This window comes from Pseudomonas sp. TE12234 (genome assembly GCF_054061835.1).
In genome coordinates this window covers 184,873-201,232 of record NZ_JBSSEP010000012.1, presented here as the reverse complement: position 1 = coordinate 201,232, position 16,360 = coordinate 184,873, and the positions used below count along the sequence as shown (strand labels likewise).

Sequence of the window (16,360 nt, the reverse complement as noted above, 5' to 3'; positions counted from 1 at the left end):
ATGGTAGTGTGGGGTTTCCCCATGTGAGAGTAGGTCATCGTCAAGATTAAATTCCGAAACCCCTATCTGCGTATGCAGGTAGGGGTTTTGTTTTTTGCGCGCGGGAAAGCCCGAGTAGTTCGTCACACAAATTTGCACAGTTATTTTCGGTTCAGAACACTAGAATAGGTCCAACTTTTTCGGAGCCGAAGCCTTTATGCCAGATCCGCTTGACGCCCCCGTGCTGTCAGAATTGCCACTTGGCGATTTGGTGGCGTGTCATGAGTGCGATTTGCTGATGCGCAAGCCAAAGCTCGCCCATGGCGAGAAAGCGTTGTGCCCGCGCTGTGGATACGAACTCTACGCTCATCGAAACAACGTTGTGCACCGCAGCCTCGCCTTGGTTATCGCAGCACTGTTGTTATATGTTCCGGCGAACTTTTTACCGATCATGCAGCTCAATCTACTTGGGCAGTCATCGCAAGATACTGTCTGGAGCGGCGTTGTCGGCCTGTTTAACACCGGTATGCAAGGCGTAGCCGTAATTGTGTTCCTGTGCAGCATGGGGATACCGCTGCTCAAGTTGCTCTGCCAGTTGACGGTATTGCTGAGCATCCGTTTTGATGTCGGCCGCAGTTACGGTTTGCTGCTTTACCGTATTTATCACCACTTGAGAGATTGGGGGATGCTTGAGGTTTACCTCATGGGCGTGCTCGTCGCCATCGTAAAGCTGGCAGATATGGCAGCAATGACCATAGGTCTCGGGCTTGCCTGCTTCGTCGCTTTGCTGTTGGTTCAAGTCTGGCTGGAGGTTGTCATGTCGCCTCACCAGGTCTGGCAGGCTTTATCAGGAGAGGATGCCCATGCGGGCGATTGATGCAGGCATTCTGATTTGCGCCGAATGCCATGAATTGAACAAGCAGGAAGCTGGTGCCGATGAGCAGGTGTGTACTCGCTGTGGGGCGATGGTGCATGCCCGCCGTCCCAATAGCCTGATGCGCACCTGGGCGTTGCTGATTACCGCCGCCATTCTCTACATACCCGCCAATGTGCTGCCAATCATGACTGTGAGTTCGCTGGGCAAGGGCGACCCCAGCACTATCATGTCCGGCGTGATCCAGTTGGTTCAGCACGGCATGATTCCCATTGCCGCCGTGGTTTTTATCGCCAGTATCCTGGTACCCACGTTCAAATTGGTGGGCATTGCACTGCTGCTGTATTCCGTACAGCGTCGTCAGCCACTATCAGCCCGCCAACGCATATGGATGTACCGTTTCATCGAGTTCATCGGCCGCTGGTCAATGCTCGATATCTTTGTGATCGCCATTCTGGTGGCGGTCGTGAACTTTGGACGACTGGCCAGCGTCGAAGCCGATCTTGGCGCCATCGCTTTCGCCAGCGTGGTCATCTTGACCATGCTGGCTGCAGTTACTTTCGATCCCCGACTGATTTGGGATAACACGGAGTCGGACGACGACCATGACTGATTTGCCAACAGCAAAAACCCGACCGGCCTCGAACTGGTCGGCCATTTGGGTGCTACCCCTGATTGCCTTGATCATCGGCGGCTGGCTGGGCTGGCGTGCCTATACCGAGACAGGCATCGAGATCCAGGTACGCTTTGAAAGCGGCGAAGGCATTCAGGCCAACAAGACCGAAGTCGTCTACAAAGGCATGTCGGTCGGCAAAGTGAAAGCGCTCAAACTCGATGATGAAGGCGCCTCCAAAGGCGTAATCGCCACCGTCGAAATGAACAAGGACGTGGAGCAATACCTGCGTACCAGTACGCGCTTCTGGTTGGTCAAGCCGAGCGTAACCCTGGCCGGGATCACTGGCCTGGAGACCTTGGTATCGGGCAATTACGTCGCGATCAGCCCGGGTGAAGGTGAGCCCACCCGAAAATTCAAGGCGCTGGCCCAAGAGCCACCGCTCTCCGACGCCCAGCCCGGCCTGCACCTGACGATCAAGGCTGATCGCCTGGGCTCTTTGAATCGTGGTAGCCCGGTGTTCTACAAACAGATCAAGGTCGGCCAGATCAAAAGCTACGAGCTGTCCGAAGATCAGAGCACCGTTGAACTCAAGGTCTTCATCGAGCCGACCTACGCCAAACTGGTGCGGAAGCACACGCGTTTCTGGAACGCCAGCGGCATCAGCATTGATGCCAACCTGTCGGGGGTGAAGGTGCGCAGCGAGTCCCTGGCCAGCATCGTCGCGGGCGGTATTGCATTCGCCACGCCGGAAAACCGCAAGGACAGCCCACCCACCGATCCGAGTCTGCCGTTCCGGCTCTATGAAGACTTCGATGCCGCGGCGGCCGGAATCAAGGTCAAGGTCAAACTCAGTGACTTCGAAGGTTTGCAGGCCGGTCGTACGCCAGTGATGTACAAAGGCATCCAGGTCGGCACGCTCAAGGCGCTTAAGGTCGATCCAGACTTGTCCGCTGCCACTGCCGAATTGACGCTGGACCCGCTGGCCGAGGATTACCTGGTCGATGGCACCCAGTTCTGGGTCGTCAAGCCGTCGATCTCTCTCGCGGGCATCACTGGTCTTGAGGCGCTGGTCAAGGGCAACTACATCGCCGTGCGTCCCGGGGATAAAGGCGCTGCACCGCAACGCGAGTTCGTCGCACGGCCCAAGGCGCCGCCGCTGGACCTGCGTTCGCCGGGTTTGCATCTGGTGTTGTTCACCGAGAACCTCGGTTCGCTGGAGGTCGGCAGTCCGGTTCTGTACAAGCAGGTCAAGGTCGGCTCGGTACAGAGCTATCAGTTCTCGCGCAAAAAGAACCAACTGGTGATTGGCGTTCACATCGAGAAGGAATACGAAAACCTGGTCAACGCCTCGACCCGGTTCTGGAATGCCAGCGGCATTACCCTGACGGGGGGGCTGACCGGAGGGATTCAAGTCAAAAGTGAGTCGCTGCAAAGCTTGATGGCCGGCGGCATTGCCTTTGAAACGCCGCAGGCCAAGGCGCCATTGCAAAAGCGCATTCCGCGTTTCCGGCTGTTTGCCAGTCATGATGAGGCTACGCAAAAAGGCGAAGTGATCACGATCAAGGTCGACCGCGCCGACGGCTTGCGCGCCGGTACTCCGATCCGCTTCAAAGGGCTGGATGTCGGCAAGATTGAAAGCGTCGACCTCACGGATGACCTGCAATCGGTGCTTATAAGCGCGCGGATCACGGAAGTGCCTGAGCGCATCGCCCGCGTCGGTAGCCAATTCTGGGTGGTCAAGCCTGAGCTGGGGTTGATCAAGACCTCCAACCTGGAAACCTTGGTGACCGGGCAATACATTGAGGTCCAGCCTGCGCCGAAGAACCTCGGTCCGCAGAAGAACTTCACGGCCCTGGCCAGCCCGCCGGAGAGCGCCAAGGTTGAAGCCGGATTAAGCCTGGTGCTTAGCGCGGCACGGCGTGGTTCGCTCAAAGCCGGTGTACCGGTAACGTACCGTGAAATCACCGTCGGCAAAGTGACCGGGTACGAGCTGGGTCAGACCGCAGACCGCGTGTTGATCCACATTCTGATCGAGCCGAAGTACGCGCCATTGGTTCGCAGCGGCACTCGCTTCTGGAACACCAGTGGTTTTGATTTTGATGTCGGACTGTTCAAGGGGGCGACACTACGCACCGAGTCGCTGGAGACCATGATTCAGGGTGGGGTTGCGTTTGCCACTCCGGATGGCGAGCGCATGGGCAGTCCGGCACGGGCAGAGCAGACGTTCCCGTTGTTCGACAAGTTCGAAGAGGAATGGCTGACCTGGGCGCCGAAAATTTCCCTGGGTAAATAATCCCTGGCGTATGGGGCGTCTATAGTGGCACCTTCGTCGGTACGCCACCCGGAGCAAGCCCGCTCCTACAGAGGGCTCGGTTGCTCGCAAAGATAAAGCCCAAATGAAAAAGGCCGCGATCCTTGGGATCGCGGCCTTTTCATTGCCATCAATTCAAGCGTCAGACCGCATCCAGCTCCGGCTCGTCCGCTTCAACATTGACCGTCGCCTTCACCTGATCGTGACGGCGGATGTACTTCCAGTCCGCTTCGTCGATGTAGATGCCGGCCGGGCCGCTGCCGCCTTCCAGGTCGATAGCGACACTGGCGCAGACCTGAGGCTTCACACTCGCCAGGATCGGTACGAAACCCAGTTGCAGGCTGGTTTCCAGCAACGCCGCCTGGTTTTTCTCGTCGATGTCCGCTGCCTCATCGAGGTAGTACGGCAAGCGCACACGACCAGCCAGGTCGCGATCCATCAAGTGCAGCAACAGGTACATGTTGGTCAGCGCCTTGATGGTCATCGTGGTGCCGTTGGACGCGGCGCCGTCGATGTCGGTGTGGATCACTGGTTGACCGTTGACCTTGGTGATCTCGAACGCCAATTCAAACAAGTCCTTGAGGCCGAGCTGGTTATGGTTCGCCGCCACCAGGCGTGCCAGATACTCCTTGGCCTCTTCGTTCTTGTTGTCCTGTTCCGCGCTCTGGCTCAGATCGAACACCGACAGGGTCTCACCTTCTTCGTACTGGCCGGCGCTGTGGATGATCTGGTCGATGTGCTTGAGCGCTTCCTTGTTCGGCGCCAGCACGATGCGGAAACTCTGCAGGTTGGACACCTGACGTTTGTTGATCTCGCGGTTGAACAACGCCAACTGGTGCTCGAGGCTGTCGTAGTCGCTGCGGATGTTACGAAGGGTCCGGGCGATGTCCGTGACGGCGGCACGCCGCGCCTTGCCCAGGGTCAGGGCTTCGTCGGTGCGGTGTGCGTACGCGTTGATCAGCAGTTGCAGGCGGCGCTCCATATCGTCTTCGCTGTCGAACTTGGCCACGCCCTTGAGGCGCACCTGAGCGTACAGCGCTTCGATCTGGCCGTCGGCGCGCAGCAGACCTTGCCAACTGTCCTGATAATCGTTGAGCAGCGGCAACAGGTTATCCATGGAATCGTCGATCGGGTCCATGAAAGGCGTGCCGAAAGGCAGGTCCGCCGGCAGCAACTGACGGCGGCGCAGGGCGTCATCGAGCGTGCGTTGCTTGGCCTCCATGTCGGCGATCTGCCGGCCGACCAGTTGCAGCTTGGCCGAGAGTTGCTGAACACGTTCGGTAAAGGCATCGCTTGAACGCTTCAATTCATCCTGCGCGGCTTCCATCTGCGCCAGCTGCTCAAGCTTGTCGCCTTCCTCGGCGCTCAGGGTCTGGGCGCGACGGAAATCCTCCAGGGCTTTCTGCGCATCCAGCACTTGCTGGTACAGGGCTTCGGTCTGGGTCTTGCTCGCGGCGCGGTCAGCGGCCACGGCTTGCTGGGTTTTCAGTTGCTTGAGTTCTTTCTCCAGACGCTCCTTCTGGTCGCGCAATGCCGCGCGGTCAGCCAGCGCCTGCAGGGCGGGCGGTTCGATGTGCGAAAGGTCGATGGACAGCCCGGGCACTTCGAAGCGTTCGCCCTTGAAGCCATCGAGGATCAGTTCCACCGATTTGACCCAGTCGCCATTGTCGTCCAGCGCAATGCCGTGCTCGCCCAGCGGCAGGCTGAACAGGGCACTGTTGAACAGACGCATCAGGCGCTCGACGTCCTGCTGCGAGAACTCTTCGCGCAAACGCGCGTAACTGTTGTTGTCGGCGTGATCGAGTTGCTGCTTGACCGACTTCAGGCGTTTTTCCAGGTCGCGCAGACGTTCGTCGAGGTCTTCGGCGCTGAACTGGCGGGACTGAGCGAGTGCACCGGCCAGTTCATCGTGGGCGTCCTTGGCCGCGAGCAACTGCTGCTCCAGCACCTTGACGTCGTCGATCAGCGCAAAGCGATGCTTGAGCACCGACAGCTCGCCGAGCCAGCGCTGGATGCCGGTGATTTCCCGCTCCAGACGCATCAGTTCCTGAGTGCCACCGCGCTGATCGTTTTGCAGTTCGTCCTGCTCGCGACGGTAGTGTTCGGCCTGGATCGTCAGCTCTTCCTTGCGTGCGCCGGCGTAGTCGGACCAGGTGCCGAGCAGGGAGTCGAGCAATGGCGAAATCCGGTGCAGTTTGCCGCGCAGGATGTCGCGCTGTTTCACGCCATTGGCCAAGGCCTCGACCAATGGACCGGCGGCGACCAGCGAGTTGTAGTCCTGTTCCATGCGTCGTACATCGCGGAAGGCTTCTTCGCACGCCGCGATGTAGTCCACGCTACCGGAACGCAGGCTGTGTTCGAAGGCGTCGAGGAACAATTGCTTGAGCTTGGCCGCAGTGATTTCGCGCATGTGCAGCAGGTTGATGAACAGGGCGCGGAAGGTCTTCAGGCTCTGCTCACTGGTGGAGCGTAGCGGGATCAGCGTCAGGTCCAGCGGGATCGAGGTGTGTCCACCGACCAGCAGGCGACGCAGTTCATCCGGCTTGAGTTCGTAGGCCTTCAGGCCTTCGCGTTCAAGGTTGGTGAACAGCTCTTTCTGACGCAGGCAGGTGTCGTTTTTCTGGTAATGAGCCAGGTCCAGATTGCCGGCATAGGCAAAGAACTGGTGACCGAAACCGCCACCCGGACCGCGACCGACCACGCCGATCACGTGCGGACCGTGGGGCAGGTTGACTTCCACCAGGATGTAACTGGTGTCCGAGGCGAAGTAGAAGCGCCGGGATTGTTCCAGGCTGTACTTGCCGAAACTCATGTCCGACATGCGTGCCAGGATCGGGAACTGCAGGGCGTTGATCGAGGCGGATTTGCCCAGGTTGTTCGCGCCGTAGACTGATAGTGGCTCTTCCAGCGGGAACAGGCCGAGGCTGTAACCGGCGGTGTTCAGTAGGGCAAAGCGGCGGATGCCGTAGCGTTCCTTGCTCATGCGTCGAGCTCCTGTTCTTCGGCAATGGCGCGGGCCAGCGCGTCCTCTTCGCTTTCACCGTCGAACTCGCTGAGGTCCAAGGGATCATCGGTCTGCAGCAGCTTTTCATCGCTGTCTTCGTCGATCAGCACCGGCGCCGGCAGTGGCAGCACGCTGTGCAGGCTGGCTGCCAGATCGCGGTCCTGTTGAACCGACAGGCACACATCGAGGAAACGGTGCATCGGCGGCAGGAAGCGGTAGACGCCGTTTTCTTCCCCGGCGAAGCCGAGCTGGGTCATGCGGCGCATGATTTTTTCTTCCAGTTCGTCCTGGGTCTGCACTTCGGCCTGGATGAACAGGTCGCGATATTTCTCGAGCAGCGACGGCAGTTCATCACGGCCGAGGCTGCCGCCGTCGAGCACGGCGATCGGGTCGCGGCCCTGGTCGGCCAGGTGCTCGACGAGGATGAAGGTGAACAGCGCCAGGCGTTGGGCCGTCTTGTTCACTGCCGCCGCCGCGAGGTCCGGCACGAAGTAGTAGAAACCACGGGTATCACAGACCAGTTCAAAGCCCAGCGCCTTGAACAGCGTGCGGTACTGATCCTGAAAATTCGACAACTGCGCGTACAGCTCTGGATCGCGACGGCTGACGTGGTAGCCCTTGAACAGCTCGCGAAAGATCGGCGCCAGCTGAGACAGTTCGGATAGATCAAGTTGCATGGGGAGTACTGGCATAGAGGGTGCTCGCAGAATTCTCGGAGGCATCATCGCCGGCCGAGAGCAGGGCGAAGGAGCGCAGGCTGACCTGGTGCTCGTGTGTGAAGTAATCGCGGCGTTCCAGACGCTCGCGTTTGAAGCGTTTTTCCCGCGACAGGCGTGAGAACCAATACAGCAATTCGTCGGTGGCGCCGTCCGGTTCCTGCTCCAGCAGCCAGGTCATCAGGTCCGGCATCGGCAGGGCCTCTTCGCAGCGGTCGAGCATTTCCCGAACCGTGCGTGGCGCGCGCGGCGCATCGCCGCCCTTTTGGGTCTTGTGCGCCTTGGGGAAGCGGGCCGGTTTCGGCTCGAATCGGGCCAAGGCGTAAACGTAGGCCTCGACCTGACTGGCGCTACCAAGGAATGTACTTTGCGGCCGGGTGAACATCGGCATCGCGGCTTGTGGCACGGCGTCGATACCCTTGCGGCGAATCATCGACAGGGCCAATGCCGCACCACGGGTCACGGCATTGTGACGGCGGGCTTCTTCACGCAATGGCAGCAGCAGTTCGCGGGCGTGACGCAGGGTCAACTGGGCGCTGGTCTGCATTTCGAGGATCCGCGCGTGGGTGCGCAGCAGCATGTCGTCGTCAACCAGATGGCCCAGGCGTTGCTGCTCGGTGAGCATCTTCAGCAGAACGTTTTCGACCTTGCGCACACCTTGTTCAAACGCGCCGTCGGCGTTGACCAACTGAATCATCGGCTCGACGTATTCGTCCCAGGTCGCCAGGACTTCAGCGTAACGCTGGCGCAGCGGGATCTGTCGGTCGCTGGTCTTGGCCCGCTCGGCAACAGCCACCAGGGCTTGTTCGTCGTTGGCGAGTTTTTTCAATACATCGCGTACGCGCATGTCGAGCAGGCGCAGTTGGCGCGCCAGATCGTTGCCGTCGCGGATGTCGAAGGCATCCTGGATGTAGCCGGCCAGGCGTTCGAGATGTCGCAAATAGGCTTCGATCTCCAGGCACAGGCCCAGACGGTGTTCACGGCGCAGGTAAGCGAGGAAGTCGTGGATCTGCGCGTTGAGCTCGAAACGGTTCGGGCTTTTCGCCACGGGAACCAGAATGTCGAGGCGAATCCACACGTCCAGCAGGCTGGTGATGTCCTGCGGCGTACTGTCGAGTTGCTGGGCGGCCAACTGTGAACGCAGTTCGTTGAGGCTCAGTGTGCCTTGGTCGAAGTGCTCGCACAGTGGCTCCAGAAGTGCCCAGTGTTCAGCGAGGGCGCGCAAGACGCGCTTGGGTTCGATCATCGGAATGGCCGGCTGGTTGGCGATTAAAAGCCGGGATTGTACTGCATCGGGGCCGATGCGATTCACTCTCGGGACGGACTGTCGCTTTTCTAATGATCAACTGCGGGCGATCTTGAGCGAAGGGCGGTAGAATCACCGCACTTTAGTAATCCACAAGTGGCCGACCTTTGCTTATCGAGTCCCGCCGCCGCGCCTATTTGAACGCCATGCAAGTGGTCAATTGGTTGCCGCGCACCGAATTGCCCTTTGCTGCGCCGTCGCGGCCCGAGCTGCTGGATCTGCAGCTGCCCGAGCCGTTGCCCGTCGCCACGGCGGCGCCGGCACCTGCGGCCCAAGCGCCTGTGGAACCGCAGGTCAAACCGGCCGAGCGGGTGAAAATCGAAGTGCCACGGCCATCGTTGGCAAGCACGCGCACCGGGGCCAAACCGGTGGAAGAGGTCGAACAAGCACCGGTCGTCGCCAAAGTAGCACCCGTTCCCCCGCCACGATTTGCCCTTCAATTGCTACGGGCCGGGCGTTGCCTGCTGCTGGTGGAGTTACCCACAGGCGAAGCCTTCCAGACCCGCGATCCCGCTTACCTGTTGCTCAAGGACATGCTTCGCGCCGCCGGCTTGCCGGACAGCCCGCAGATCGTCGGCGAGCCGGTGCGCTGGCCGCTGTTGGCCCGAGGCACCATGGATCAAGGCCCGGAAGCGGCGCGTGACTTCGTGCAGGGCTTCATCTCGGCCCGCCTGGAAGAGGCGCCGTGCGTCTGTCTATGGCTGATCGGTCTGCCTGCCGTGCGTTTTGCCGGTGAGGCCAACGCCGAATCCTTCAATCGCGAACTCCAGGTCGAAGGCCTGGGCTCGGTCTGGGCCTTGCCTGGCCTGGAATTATTAATGGAAGAGCCACAGCGTAAGGCTGATGTCTGGCAAGCCATGCGTCGGCTGATGGCGCGCTGGAAAGAATCAAATGAGTGACGCTGTATCGTTCCGCCCGATGACCGAGGCGGACCTCGAAGCTGTACTGAAAATCGAATACGCGGCCTACAGCCATCCCTGGACACGCGGGATTTTTCTCGATGGCCTGGGCAAATACCAGATCTGGCTGATGTTCGAAGGGCAGCAGCAGGTGGGCCATGGTGTGGTGCAGATCATCCTGGATGAGGCGCATCTGTTGAACATCACCGTCAAACCGGAAAACCAGGGCCGTGGCCTGGGTTTGACGCTGCTGGAGCATTTGATGTCGATTGCCTACAAGGCCGATGCCCGGGAATGTTTCCTGGAAGTGCGCGACAGCAACACCGCGGCGTTCAAGCTGTATGAGCGCTACGGCTTCAATGAGATTGGACGGCGCCGGGATTACTACCCGGCGGTGGGCGGCCGGGAAGATGCGGTGGTCATGGCCTGTACGCTGGTAGATTGAGCATCTCTGTTACAAATTAGGCGCCGATTGCTGTGCAGGAGCCGCCAAAGGCTCCTGTCCAGGATCGATCAACGCTTGCGGTCCAACGGATCGCGCCGCGCCAATTCCTCTTCATCCAGTCCATTGCCTCCACCGATGTCGTCTTCACCGACAATGCTCAAGTCCCAATCAGCCTGGTCACCGTTACCCGCTTCATGGGCATCCCGGGCACCGTCTTCCCGGATCAGGGTTTCCGGGCTCATGTCATCATCCGTGGGCTCATGGTCAGCGGTCGATGCACCGGTCATGCCGGCTTCGCGCACACGCCGTCGCGGCATTTGTTGCGCTCGCTCGCTGTCCGGCAACTCGTCACCGATCCTGGCATCGGGCTCTTCATCGTCGAAATCCAGCTCATGCACCGAACCCATGCGGTCTTCGTTATCATCGATGGGTTCTGGTTGCACCGCATCATACGGACGTCGTGAATCAGTCATGGCAATTCCTCATACTGTGGGTCTTACTAGGGTGGACCCACTGGGTTACTGAGAATTCCACCGGCTTGGAGCGCCATTTCAGTGCATCGGGTGGCATCTGCATAAAGCGCGTGACCCCGACGGGCGGTTGTCTGTCAAAGCTGCGCATCATTCTCGAGGCTTCAATGCATGAACGAATTACAAGATCTGATCGATAACAACGAGCGTTGGGCTGACGCGATCACCAAAGAAGATCCTGACTTCTTCGCCAAGCTGGCTCGCCAACAGACTCCCGAGTACCTGTGGATCGGCTGTTCCGATGCCAGGGTGCCGGCCAACGAGATCGTCGGCATGCTGCCGGGCGACTTGTTCGTCCACCGTAACGTGGCCAACGTCGTGCTGCACACCGACCTCAACTGCCTGTCGGTGATTCAGTACGCGGTGGACGTACTCAAGGTAAAACACATCCTGGTGACCGGCCACTATGGTTGCGGTGGCGTGCGAGCCTCGATGCAGGATCGCCAGTTCGGCCTGATCGATGGCTGGCTGCGTTCGATTCGCGATCTCTACTACGAGAAGCGCGAAGAACTCGCCAAACTGGCCACCGAAGAGGAGCAGGTCGACCGTCTCTGCGAACTCAACGTGATTCAGCAAGTGGCCAATGTCGCCCATACCAGCATCGTGCAAAACGCCTGGCACCGCGGGCAGAACCTGTCGGTCCACGGTTGCATCTACGGCATCAAGGACGGTCGCTGGAAAAGCCTGAACACCACCATCAGTGGTTTCGAGCAATTGCCGCCGCAGTACCGCCTGCGTCCGGTCGAAGCGCAGTAACGCCCTCAATCGAACAGGTGCCGACGCCAGCGCTGTAAAAATGCCTGGCCGTCGGCGTTTGGCGATTCATCGTAGCCGGTGATCCAGCCACGACATTTGTACGAACCGCACCGACAGGCGAACTGACGCAACAGTTTGTCTTCGGTGGCGGCGTAATCGATCGTCAGCCAGTCACCTTTCTGGATGTCCTTCAGCGCCCAAAGCCACAGCTCACTCATGTCGAGAAAGACATTCGGGTCGCAAGAGTGTTGCAGCAATCCACAGAAGCGTGGGTCGAAGACATGCACGCCGGGAGCGAGTTGCCGGGTATGCCTGCAGCGATAGGGCAGGAGTTGTCCCGATGTCCGGCACATTCGACTGATACGCGGAAATTCGCGCAAGGCAGCAATGGCGACCGCTGTGCCTCTTTCGTCGGCGATGACCTCGAAGTCGGCCCGGGAGGGGAATCCCAGGCGAATCGGCAGATGCGCAAATGGATAGACACCGGCTGGCGGTGCGGCGACAGGAGTGCGAGGGGCATTGGCTTTCATAACGATCCTTGTTGGCTGGTGCTGCGACTTCCTCTAACTGACGATCCTGTCAGCACTGCAGCACAGGGTTACACCCCCAGCCTCTCGCAGATGAGTGGGCGGGTCTACTGTCATAACTGACAGCAAGGCTCGCCGTTCATCGGTTGATCGGTTTATAACGCCGGAGCGGGAATTGCGGTCTCGGGTGCAGGTGCCTTGAGTTGTTTGAGCTGGACCTGGATCGCTGCGGACGCGCATTTGCCCGCGGCTTGTTGAGGCGTCAGATTGCGGATCGAGGTGTAGAACAACTCACAGGTTTTATCTTTCTGGGCCACTTGCCAGGTTTGCGTGCAACTCCTGAGCTCAATGTCGGCATTGCTGTCAGTCTCGCGCCCCATCGCGGCCTGCCAGCACGCGGCACTCAGGTCCTGCCCCATGACTTTCAGTCCCGCGGCATCGGCTTTGGCCTTGGCATCGCTGCCAGTGTAGTTAGCCGGGTCGGCGGCGTACCAAATGTAGCTCGGGTGGTTGGCACCCAGCACGGGTACTTTGAGGCCTTCGTTCGGGCTGATACTCACCAGTCCCAGGACGTTCACCGTCGGCCCGTACTGCTGTTTGATCCAGTTACGCACAGGCGTACCAAACGCGACCATCGGTACGGCATCGCCGCTGGCCTTACGGCTGAAGTTCTTGACCATGGTGGTCTGGTAATCCTTGAAATAATCGTAGACACCTTCCAGGTCCTTGCCGGCGTTGGATGGCGCGGCAATCGGCGCGATGTCGATGATCGTCTGGTAACTCGGCGTTTGCTCGGCCGGGACGCCATTGATGGTCAGCAGCGAGGCCCAGCGATCCGTCGTGGCCGACTTGAGGTAATCCTGGGCCTGGGTCAATGAGTAATCGGGTGGGAAGTGCAACAGTTCGACGGTTTTGCGGTTCTCCAGCGCCATGCCCAGCGGCAGGAAGAAATACCAGTCATAGGCCCATTTGCCGTCGGCATTCAGTTTGCTGGCGCCGGTGTAAGCCTGATCGCCGGCGTCGAGCAGCGCCGTCAAGGGTTTTTGATAGTCGGCGGGTACGCCGCTGATGACAGTGAAGAGCTGACCATTATCGCTTTTGACCAGAACCTTCGCCTCGCTGTAGCCATCGCGCTGCACGCTTTGGGTCAGGTAGTGTTCGACCGTTTGTTCAAGTGTCCAGTTGCGAAAGCAAATCACGTTGCAGTTGTTGGGGTATGCAAAAAGACGCGTGAGGCGCTCGGTGCTACCCAGGTTCAGGGTCACATCGGCGTGGGCGGCGGCGCTCAGGGTGAGCGCCGCGAGAGACAGTCCTGCAAGTTTGAACATGCTCAGATCCTTTTCAGCGTATGGACCCGTTGGCGGGTACTACATACTGAAACGGCTGAAGACACATTTCAAATGTGGGCGCTTCACCTCCTCCCACAAAAGCTCCAGGGTGTTCGAAAGATGCCGGGCTACGGCATTACCGGCGGCGTATACGCCAGCGTCGTCCCCAGCGCCCAGAGCAATAGCAGCACCAGAGGCGTGTGCACCAGCAGTTGCACGAATGAAAAGCCGATCAGGTCCCGCGCCTTCAGCCCCAACACACCCAGCAGTGGCAGCATGTAGAACGGGTTGATCAGGTTGGGCAGGGCTTCGGCGGCGTTGTAGATCTGCACGGCCCAACCCAGGTGGTACTTCAGATCCGTGGCCACTTGCATCACATAGGGCGCCTCGATGATCCACTTGCCGCCACCGGACGGAATGAAAAAGCCGAGGATTGCCGAGTACACACCCATCAGCAGCGCATAGGTGTCGTGGGAAGCGATGCTGACGAAGAAAGTCGAGATGTGGTGGGCCAGGGTCTGGGCATCGGCACCTTTGACCGTGGTCATCAACGCGGCGATCGAGCCGTAGAGTGGAAACTGGATCAGCACGCCGGTGGTGGTCGGGACCGCACGGGCCACGGCGTCGAGGAAGCTGCGCGGGCGCCAGTGCAGCAGCGCACCGAGCATGATGAACAGGAAGTTATAGGTGTTGAGGCCGGAGATCGCGCTGATCGCCGGTTTGGTCGAAAACTCGTGGAACAGCCATCCGGCGGCCAGCAGCACCAGCAAAATGATCAGCAGCGGGCTGTGCTCCAGCCATTCGCCGGGACGGGTGCGCGGTTGCAGCGGCGGTAGATTGAAGCTCGGGTCGACACCGCAGTCCTTGGCGTCCCGTGCCGAGTTGGGGCCGGGGGCGGTCGCGTAGGCGATGATGATCGAGACGACGACCAGCGCCAACAGCATCGCACCCGACTGCCAGAGAAAGATGGTCTGGGTGAAAGGAATGACCCCGGTGATCGACAGAATCGACGGTGGCAGGCTGGCCGGGTTGGCCTGCAATTGTGCCGCAGACGACGACAGGCCCAGGGCCCACACCGCGCCAAGGCCAAGATACGCCGCGGCGCCGGCGGCGCGGTAGTCCATTTTCAGGTCGGTACGGCGGGCGAGGGCGCGCACCAGCAAGCCGCCGAACACCAGCGACAGGCCCCAGTTCAGCAGCGATGCAACCATGGAAATCAGCGCCACCCAAGCCACGGCGGAGCGACCGTTTTTCGGGATCTTCGCCAGACGGTCAATCAGCTTGACTGCCGGTGGCGAGCTGGCGACCACATAACCGCCGATCACCACGAAAGCCATCTGCATGGTGAACGGGATCAGGCTCCAGAAACCGTCACCGAATGCCATCGCTGCATCGGTGGGTTTGGCGCCCATGGCCATGGTGGCGAGTGCGACGATAATCACGGCGAGCGCGGCAAACACCCAGGAATCGGGGAACCAGCGTTCGGCAAAGCTTGAGCAGCGCAGGGCAAAGCGGGCGGAGCGGCTATCTTCGATATCAGCGGCCACGGGGGAGTACCTCTAATTTTTATGTTTGTTGTGGTCTTTGGGACGGTAGAAGCCCCTCTGGACAGACAACAACATTAATTCACCGGGAAGTTTTTTGCGGGGCTGTTTTGTGGCTATGGGACTTTGGTCTAACGGGTTGTCCGCCAGCGCGTTTGCGTAGACCATGGGCGCCTTGGTTTCTGCCTGCACCAGAGTTCTTTTCATGACTGCCAACACCGTTTCGCGCCCGGCGCCGTTCAACCGCTCGGACTACAAGACCCTGGGGCTCGCGGCCCTCGGCGGGGCGCTGGAAATCTACGATTTCATCATCTTCGTATTTTTTGCGCTGACCCTGAGCCAACTGTTTTTCCCGCCGGAAATGCCCGAGTGGCTGCGATTGCTGCAAAGCTTCGGCATCTTCGTCACCGGTTATCTGGCGCGGCCACTGGGCGGGATCCTGATGGCGCATTTCGCCGACCGTTTGGGCCGCAAGAAAGTCTTCAGCCTGAGCATCCTGATGATGGCGCTGCCCTGTCTGCTGATCGGCATCATGCCGACCTACGCACAAATCGGTTATTTCGCTCCGCTGTTGCTGTTGCTGCTGCGAGTGCTTCAAGGGGCGGCCGTGGGCGGTGAAGTGCCGAGCGCCTGGGTGTTCGTCGCCGAACATGCACCCGTGGGGCATCGGGGCTACGCTTTGGGCTTTTTGCAGGCGGGACTGACTTTCGGCTATCTGCTCGGTGCCTTGACGGCCACGTTCCTGGCGCAGGCTTTCACCCCGACTGAAATCCTCGATTACGCCTGGCGTTACCCGTTTCTGCTGGGCGGCGTGTTTGGCGTGATCGGCGTCTGGCTGCGCCGCTGGCTTAGTGAAACGCCGGTGTTCATGGCCATGCAGGCACGGCGCGAGGAAGCCGTCGAGTTGCCGCTGCGCAGTGTCCTGCGTGAGCATCGCCTGGCCATGCTGCCGGCGATGACCCTCACCTGTGTGTTGACGTCGGCGGTGGTGGTGTTCGTGGTCATCACGCCGACAATGATGCAGAAAACCTTCGGCATGACCGCCAGTCACACTTTCGCCTTGAGCGCATTGGGCATTGTTTTTCTGAACATTGGCTGTGTGCTCGCCGGGTTGCTGGTCGACCGCATCGGCGCCTGGCGCACGGTGATGCTGTATAGCCTGCTGCTGCCGTTGGGTATCGGTGTGCTTTACGCCTGTCTGATCAGCGGCGGCGACTGGGTCGGTCTGGCCTACGCGGTGGCGGGGCTCGGTTGCGGGGTGGTCGGTGCGGTGCCCTCGGTGATGGTGAGCCTGTTCCCGGCGCGGGTTCGTGTGTCGGGCATCTCGTTTACCTACAACATTGCCTACGCCGCCTGGGCGAGTATCACACCGCTGTTGTTGATCGGTCTGATGCCCTGGAGTCCCTGGATCTGCGTGATTTTCTGCGCGGTAATGGGTGCGGTGGGCGTGGGAAGCGCGGCGTACTTTGGCACGAGGATGCCAAAAATCGCCGGTTGTTCGGCCGCTGGCGCTACGTGAATCAAC

14 protein-coding genes are annotated in these 16,360 nt (G+C 60.0%); 7 read left to right on the top strand and 7 right to left on the bottom strand.

Annotated features, from left to right (window positions below; translation table 11 throughout):
- Positions 1–196: 196 nt before the first annotated feature.
- Genes ACVWYU_RS19695 through ACVWYU_RS19685 form a run of 3 tightly spaced genes read left to right on the top strand, consistent with a single transcriptional unit; the run spans position 197 to position 3,762 of the window.
- Positions 197–856, top strand: coding sequence for a paraquat-inducible protein A (locus ACVWYU_RS19695; RefSeq protein WP_457373463.1), 660 nt, complete (start codon positions 197–199; stop codon positions 854–856).
- The gene (locus tag ACVWYU_RS19690) at positions 843–1,466 is read left to right on the top strand and encodes a paraquat-inducible protein A (RefSeq protein WP_090325178.1); all 624 of its coding nucleotides are present in this window, start codon (positions 843–845) and stop codon (positions 1,464–1,466) included. The genes ACVWYU_RS19695 and ACVWYU_RS19690 overlap by 14 nt, the downstream gene beginning before the upstream one ends.
- Complete coding sequence (locus ACVWYU_RS19685; RefSeq protein ID WP_457373462.1) at positions 1,459–3,762, top strand: PqiB family protein; 2,304 nt, start codon at positions 1,459–1,461, stop codon at positions 3,760–3,762. The genes ACVWYU_RS19690 and ACVWYU_RS19685 overlap by 8 nt, the downstream gene beginning before the upstream one ends.
- A 160-nt stretch (positions 3,763–3,922) precedes the next feature.
- Here ACVWYU_RS19685 and mksF read toward each other — a convergent pair whose 3' ends face one another.
- Genes mksF through mksB form a run of 3 tightly spaced genes read right to left on the bottom strand, consistent with a single transcriptional unit; the run spans position 3,923 to position 8,746 of the window.
- Positions 3,923–6,763, bottom strand: coding sequence for an Mks condensin complex protein MksF (gene mksF, locus ACVWYU_RS19680; RefSeq protein WP_248916514.1), 2,841 nt, complete (start codon positions 6,761–6,763; stop codon positions 3,923–3,925).
- Positions 6,760–7,461 carry an Mks condensin complex protein MksE gene (mksE, locus tag ACVWYU_RS19675; protein ID WP_090325174.1) on the bottom strand — a complete coding sequence of 234 codons (702 nt, stop codon included), beginning with the start codon at positions 7,459–7,461 and terminating at the stop codon, positions 6,760–6,762. Before mksE ends, mksF begins: the two co-directional genes overlap by 4 nt.
- Positions 7,451–8,746, bottom strand: a complete 1,296-nt coding sequence (gene mksB, locus ACVWYU_RS19670) for an Mks condensin complex protein MksB (RefSeq protein WP_248916515.1) — start codon at positions 8,744–8,746, stop codon at positions 7,451–7,453. Before mksB ends, mksE begins: the two co-directional genes overlap by 11 nt.
- Positions 8,747–8,952: 206 nt before the next feature.
- On the opposite strand from mksB, the gene ACVWYU_RS19665 reads away from it, so the two are divergent.
- Both ACVWYU_RS19665 and rimI read left to right on the top strand, forming a co-directional pair.
- On the top strand, positions 8,953–9,705 hold the full coding sequence (locus ACVWYU_RS19665) for an energy transducer TonB (RefSeq protein WP_457373466.1): 753 nt from the start codon (positions 8,953–8,955) through the stop codon (positions 9,703–9,705).
- Positions 9,698–10,150 (top strand): ribosomal protein S18-alanine N-acetyltransferase, encoded by a 453-nt coding sequence (gene rimI / locus ACVWYU_RS19660; RefSeq protein ID WP_007981794.1) that lies wholly within the window; start codon positions 9,698–9,700, stop codon positions 10,148–10,150. The genes ACVWYU_RS19665 and rimI overlap by 8 nt, the downstream gene beginning before the upstream one ends.
- Positions 10,151–10,218: 68 nt before the next feature.
- On the opposite strand, the gene ACVWYU_RS19655 is transcribed toward rimI, so the two are convergent.
- On the bottom strand, positions 10,219–10,623 hold the full coding sequence (locus tag ACVWYU_RS19655) for a serine kinase/phosphatase (protein WP_457373461.1): 405 nt from the start codon (positions 10,621–10,623) through the stop codon (positions 10,219–10,221).
- Between the two features lie 168 nt (positions 10,624–10,791).
- On the opposite strand from ACVWYU_RS19655, the gene can reads away from it, so the two are divergent.
- Positions 10,792–11,436, top strand: a complete 645-nt coding sequence (gene can / locus ACVWYU_RS19650) for a carbonate dehydratase (RefSeq protein WP_090325166.1) — start codon at positions 10,792–10,794, stop codon at positions 11,434–11,436.
- Between the two features lie 5 nt (positions 11,437–11,441).
- Here can and ACVWYU_RS19645 read toward each other — a convergent pair whose 3' ends face one another.
- From ACVWYU_RS19645 to ACVWYU_RS19635, 3 genes are all read right to left on the bottom strand, one after another.
- Entirely contained in the window at positions 11,442–11,966 is a 525-nt protein-coding gene (locus tag ACVWYU_RS19645; RefSeq protein WP_457373460.1) for an SET domain-containing protein-lysine N-methyltransferase, read from the bottom strand.
- Between the two features lie 152 nt (positions 11,967–12,118).
- A complete protein-coding gene (locus tag ACVWYU_RS19640) occupies positions 12,119–13,291 on the bottom strand; it encodes a hypothetical protein (RefSeq protein WP_457373459.1) in 1,173 nt (390 codons plus the stop codon).
- A 128-nt stretch (positions 13,292–13,419) separates the two neighbouring features.
- A complete protein-coding gene (locus ACVWYU_RS19635) occupies positions 13,420–14,838 on the bottom strand; it encodes a short-chain fatty acid transporter (RefSeq protein ID WP_090325162.1) in 1,419 nt (472 codons plus the stop codon).
- 202 nt (positions 14,839–15,040) lie between these two features.
- Here ACVWYU_RS19635 and ACVWYU_RS19630 point away from each other — a divergent pair, with 202 nt between their 5' ends.
- Positions 15,041–16,354, top strand: a complete 1,314-nt coding sequence (locus ACVWYU_RS19630; RefSeq protein ID WP_457373458.1) for an MFS transporter — start codon at positions 15,041–15,043, stop codon at positions 16,352–16,354.
- Positions 16,355–16,360 lie beyond the last annotated feature (6 nt).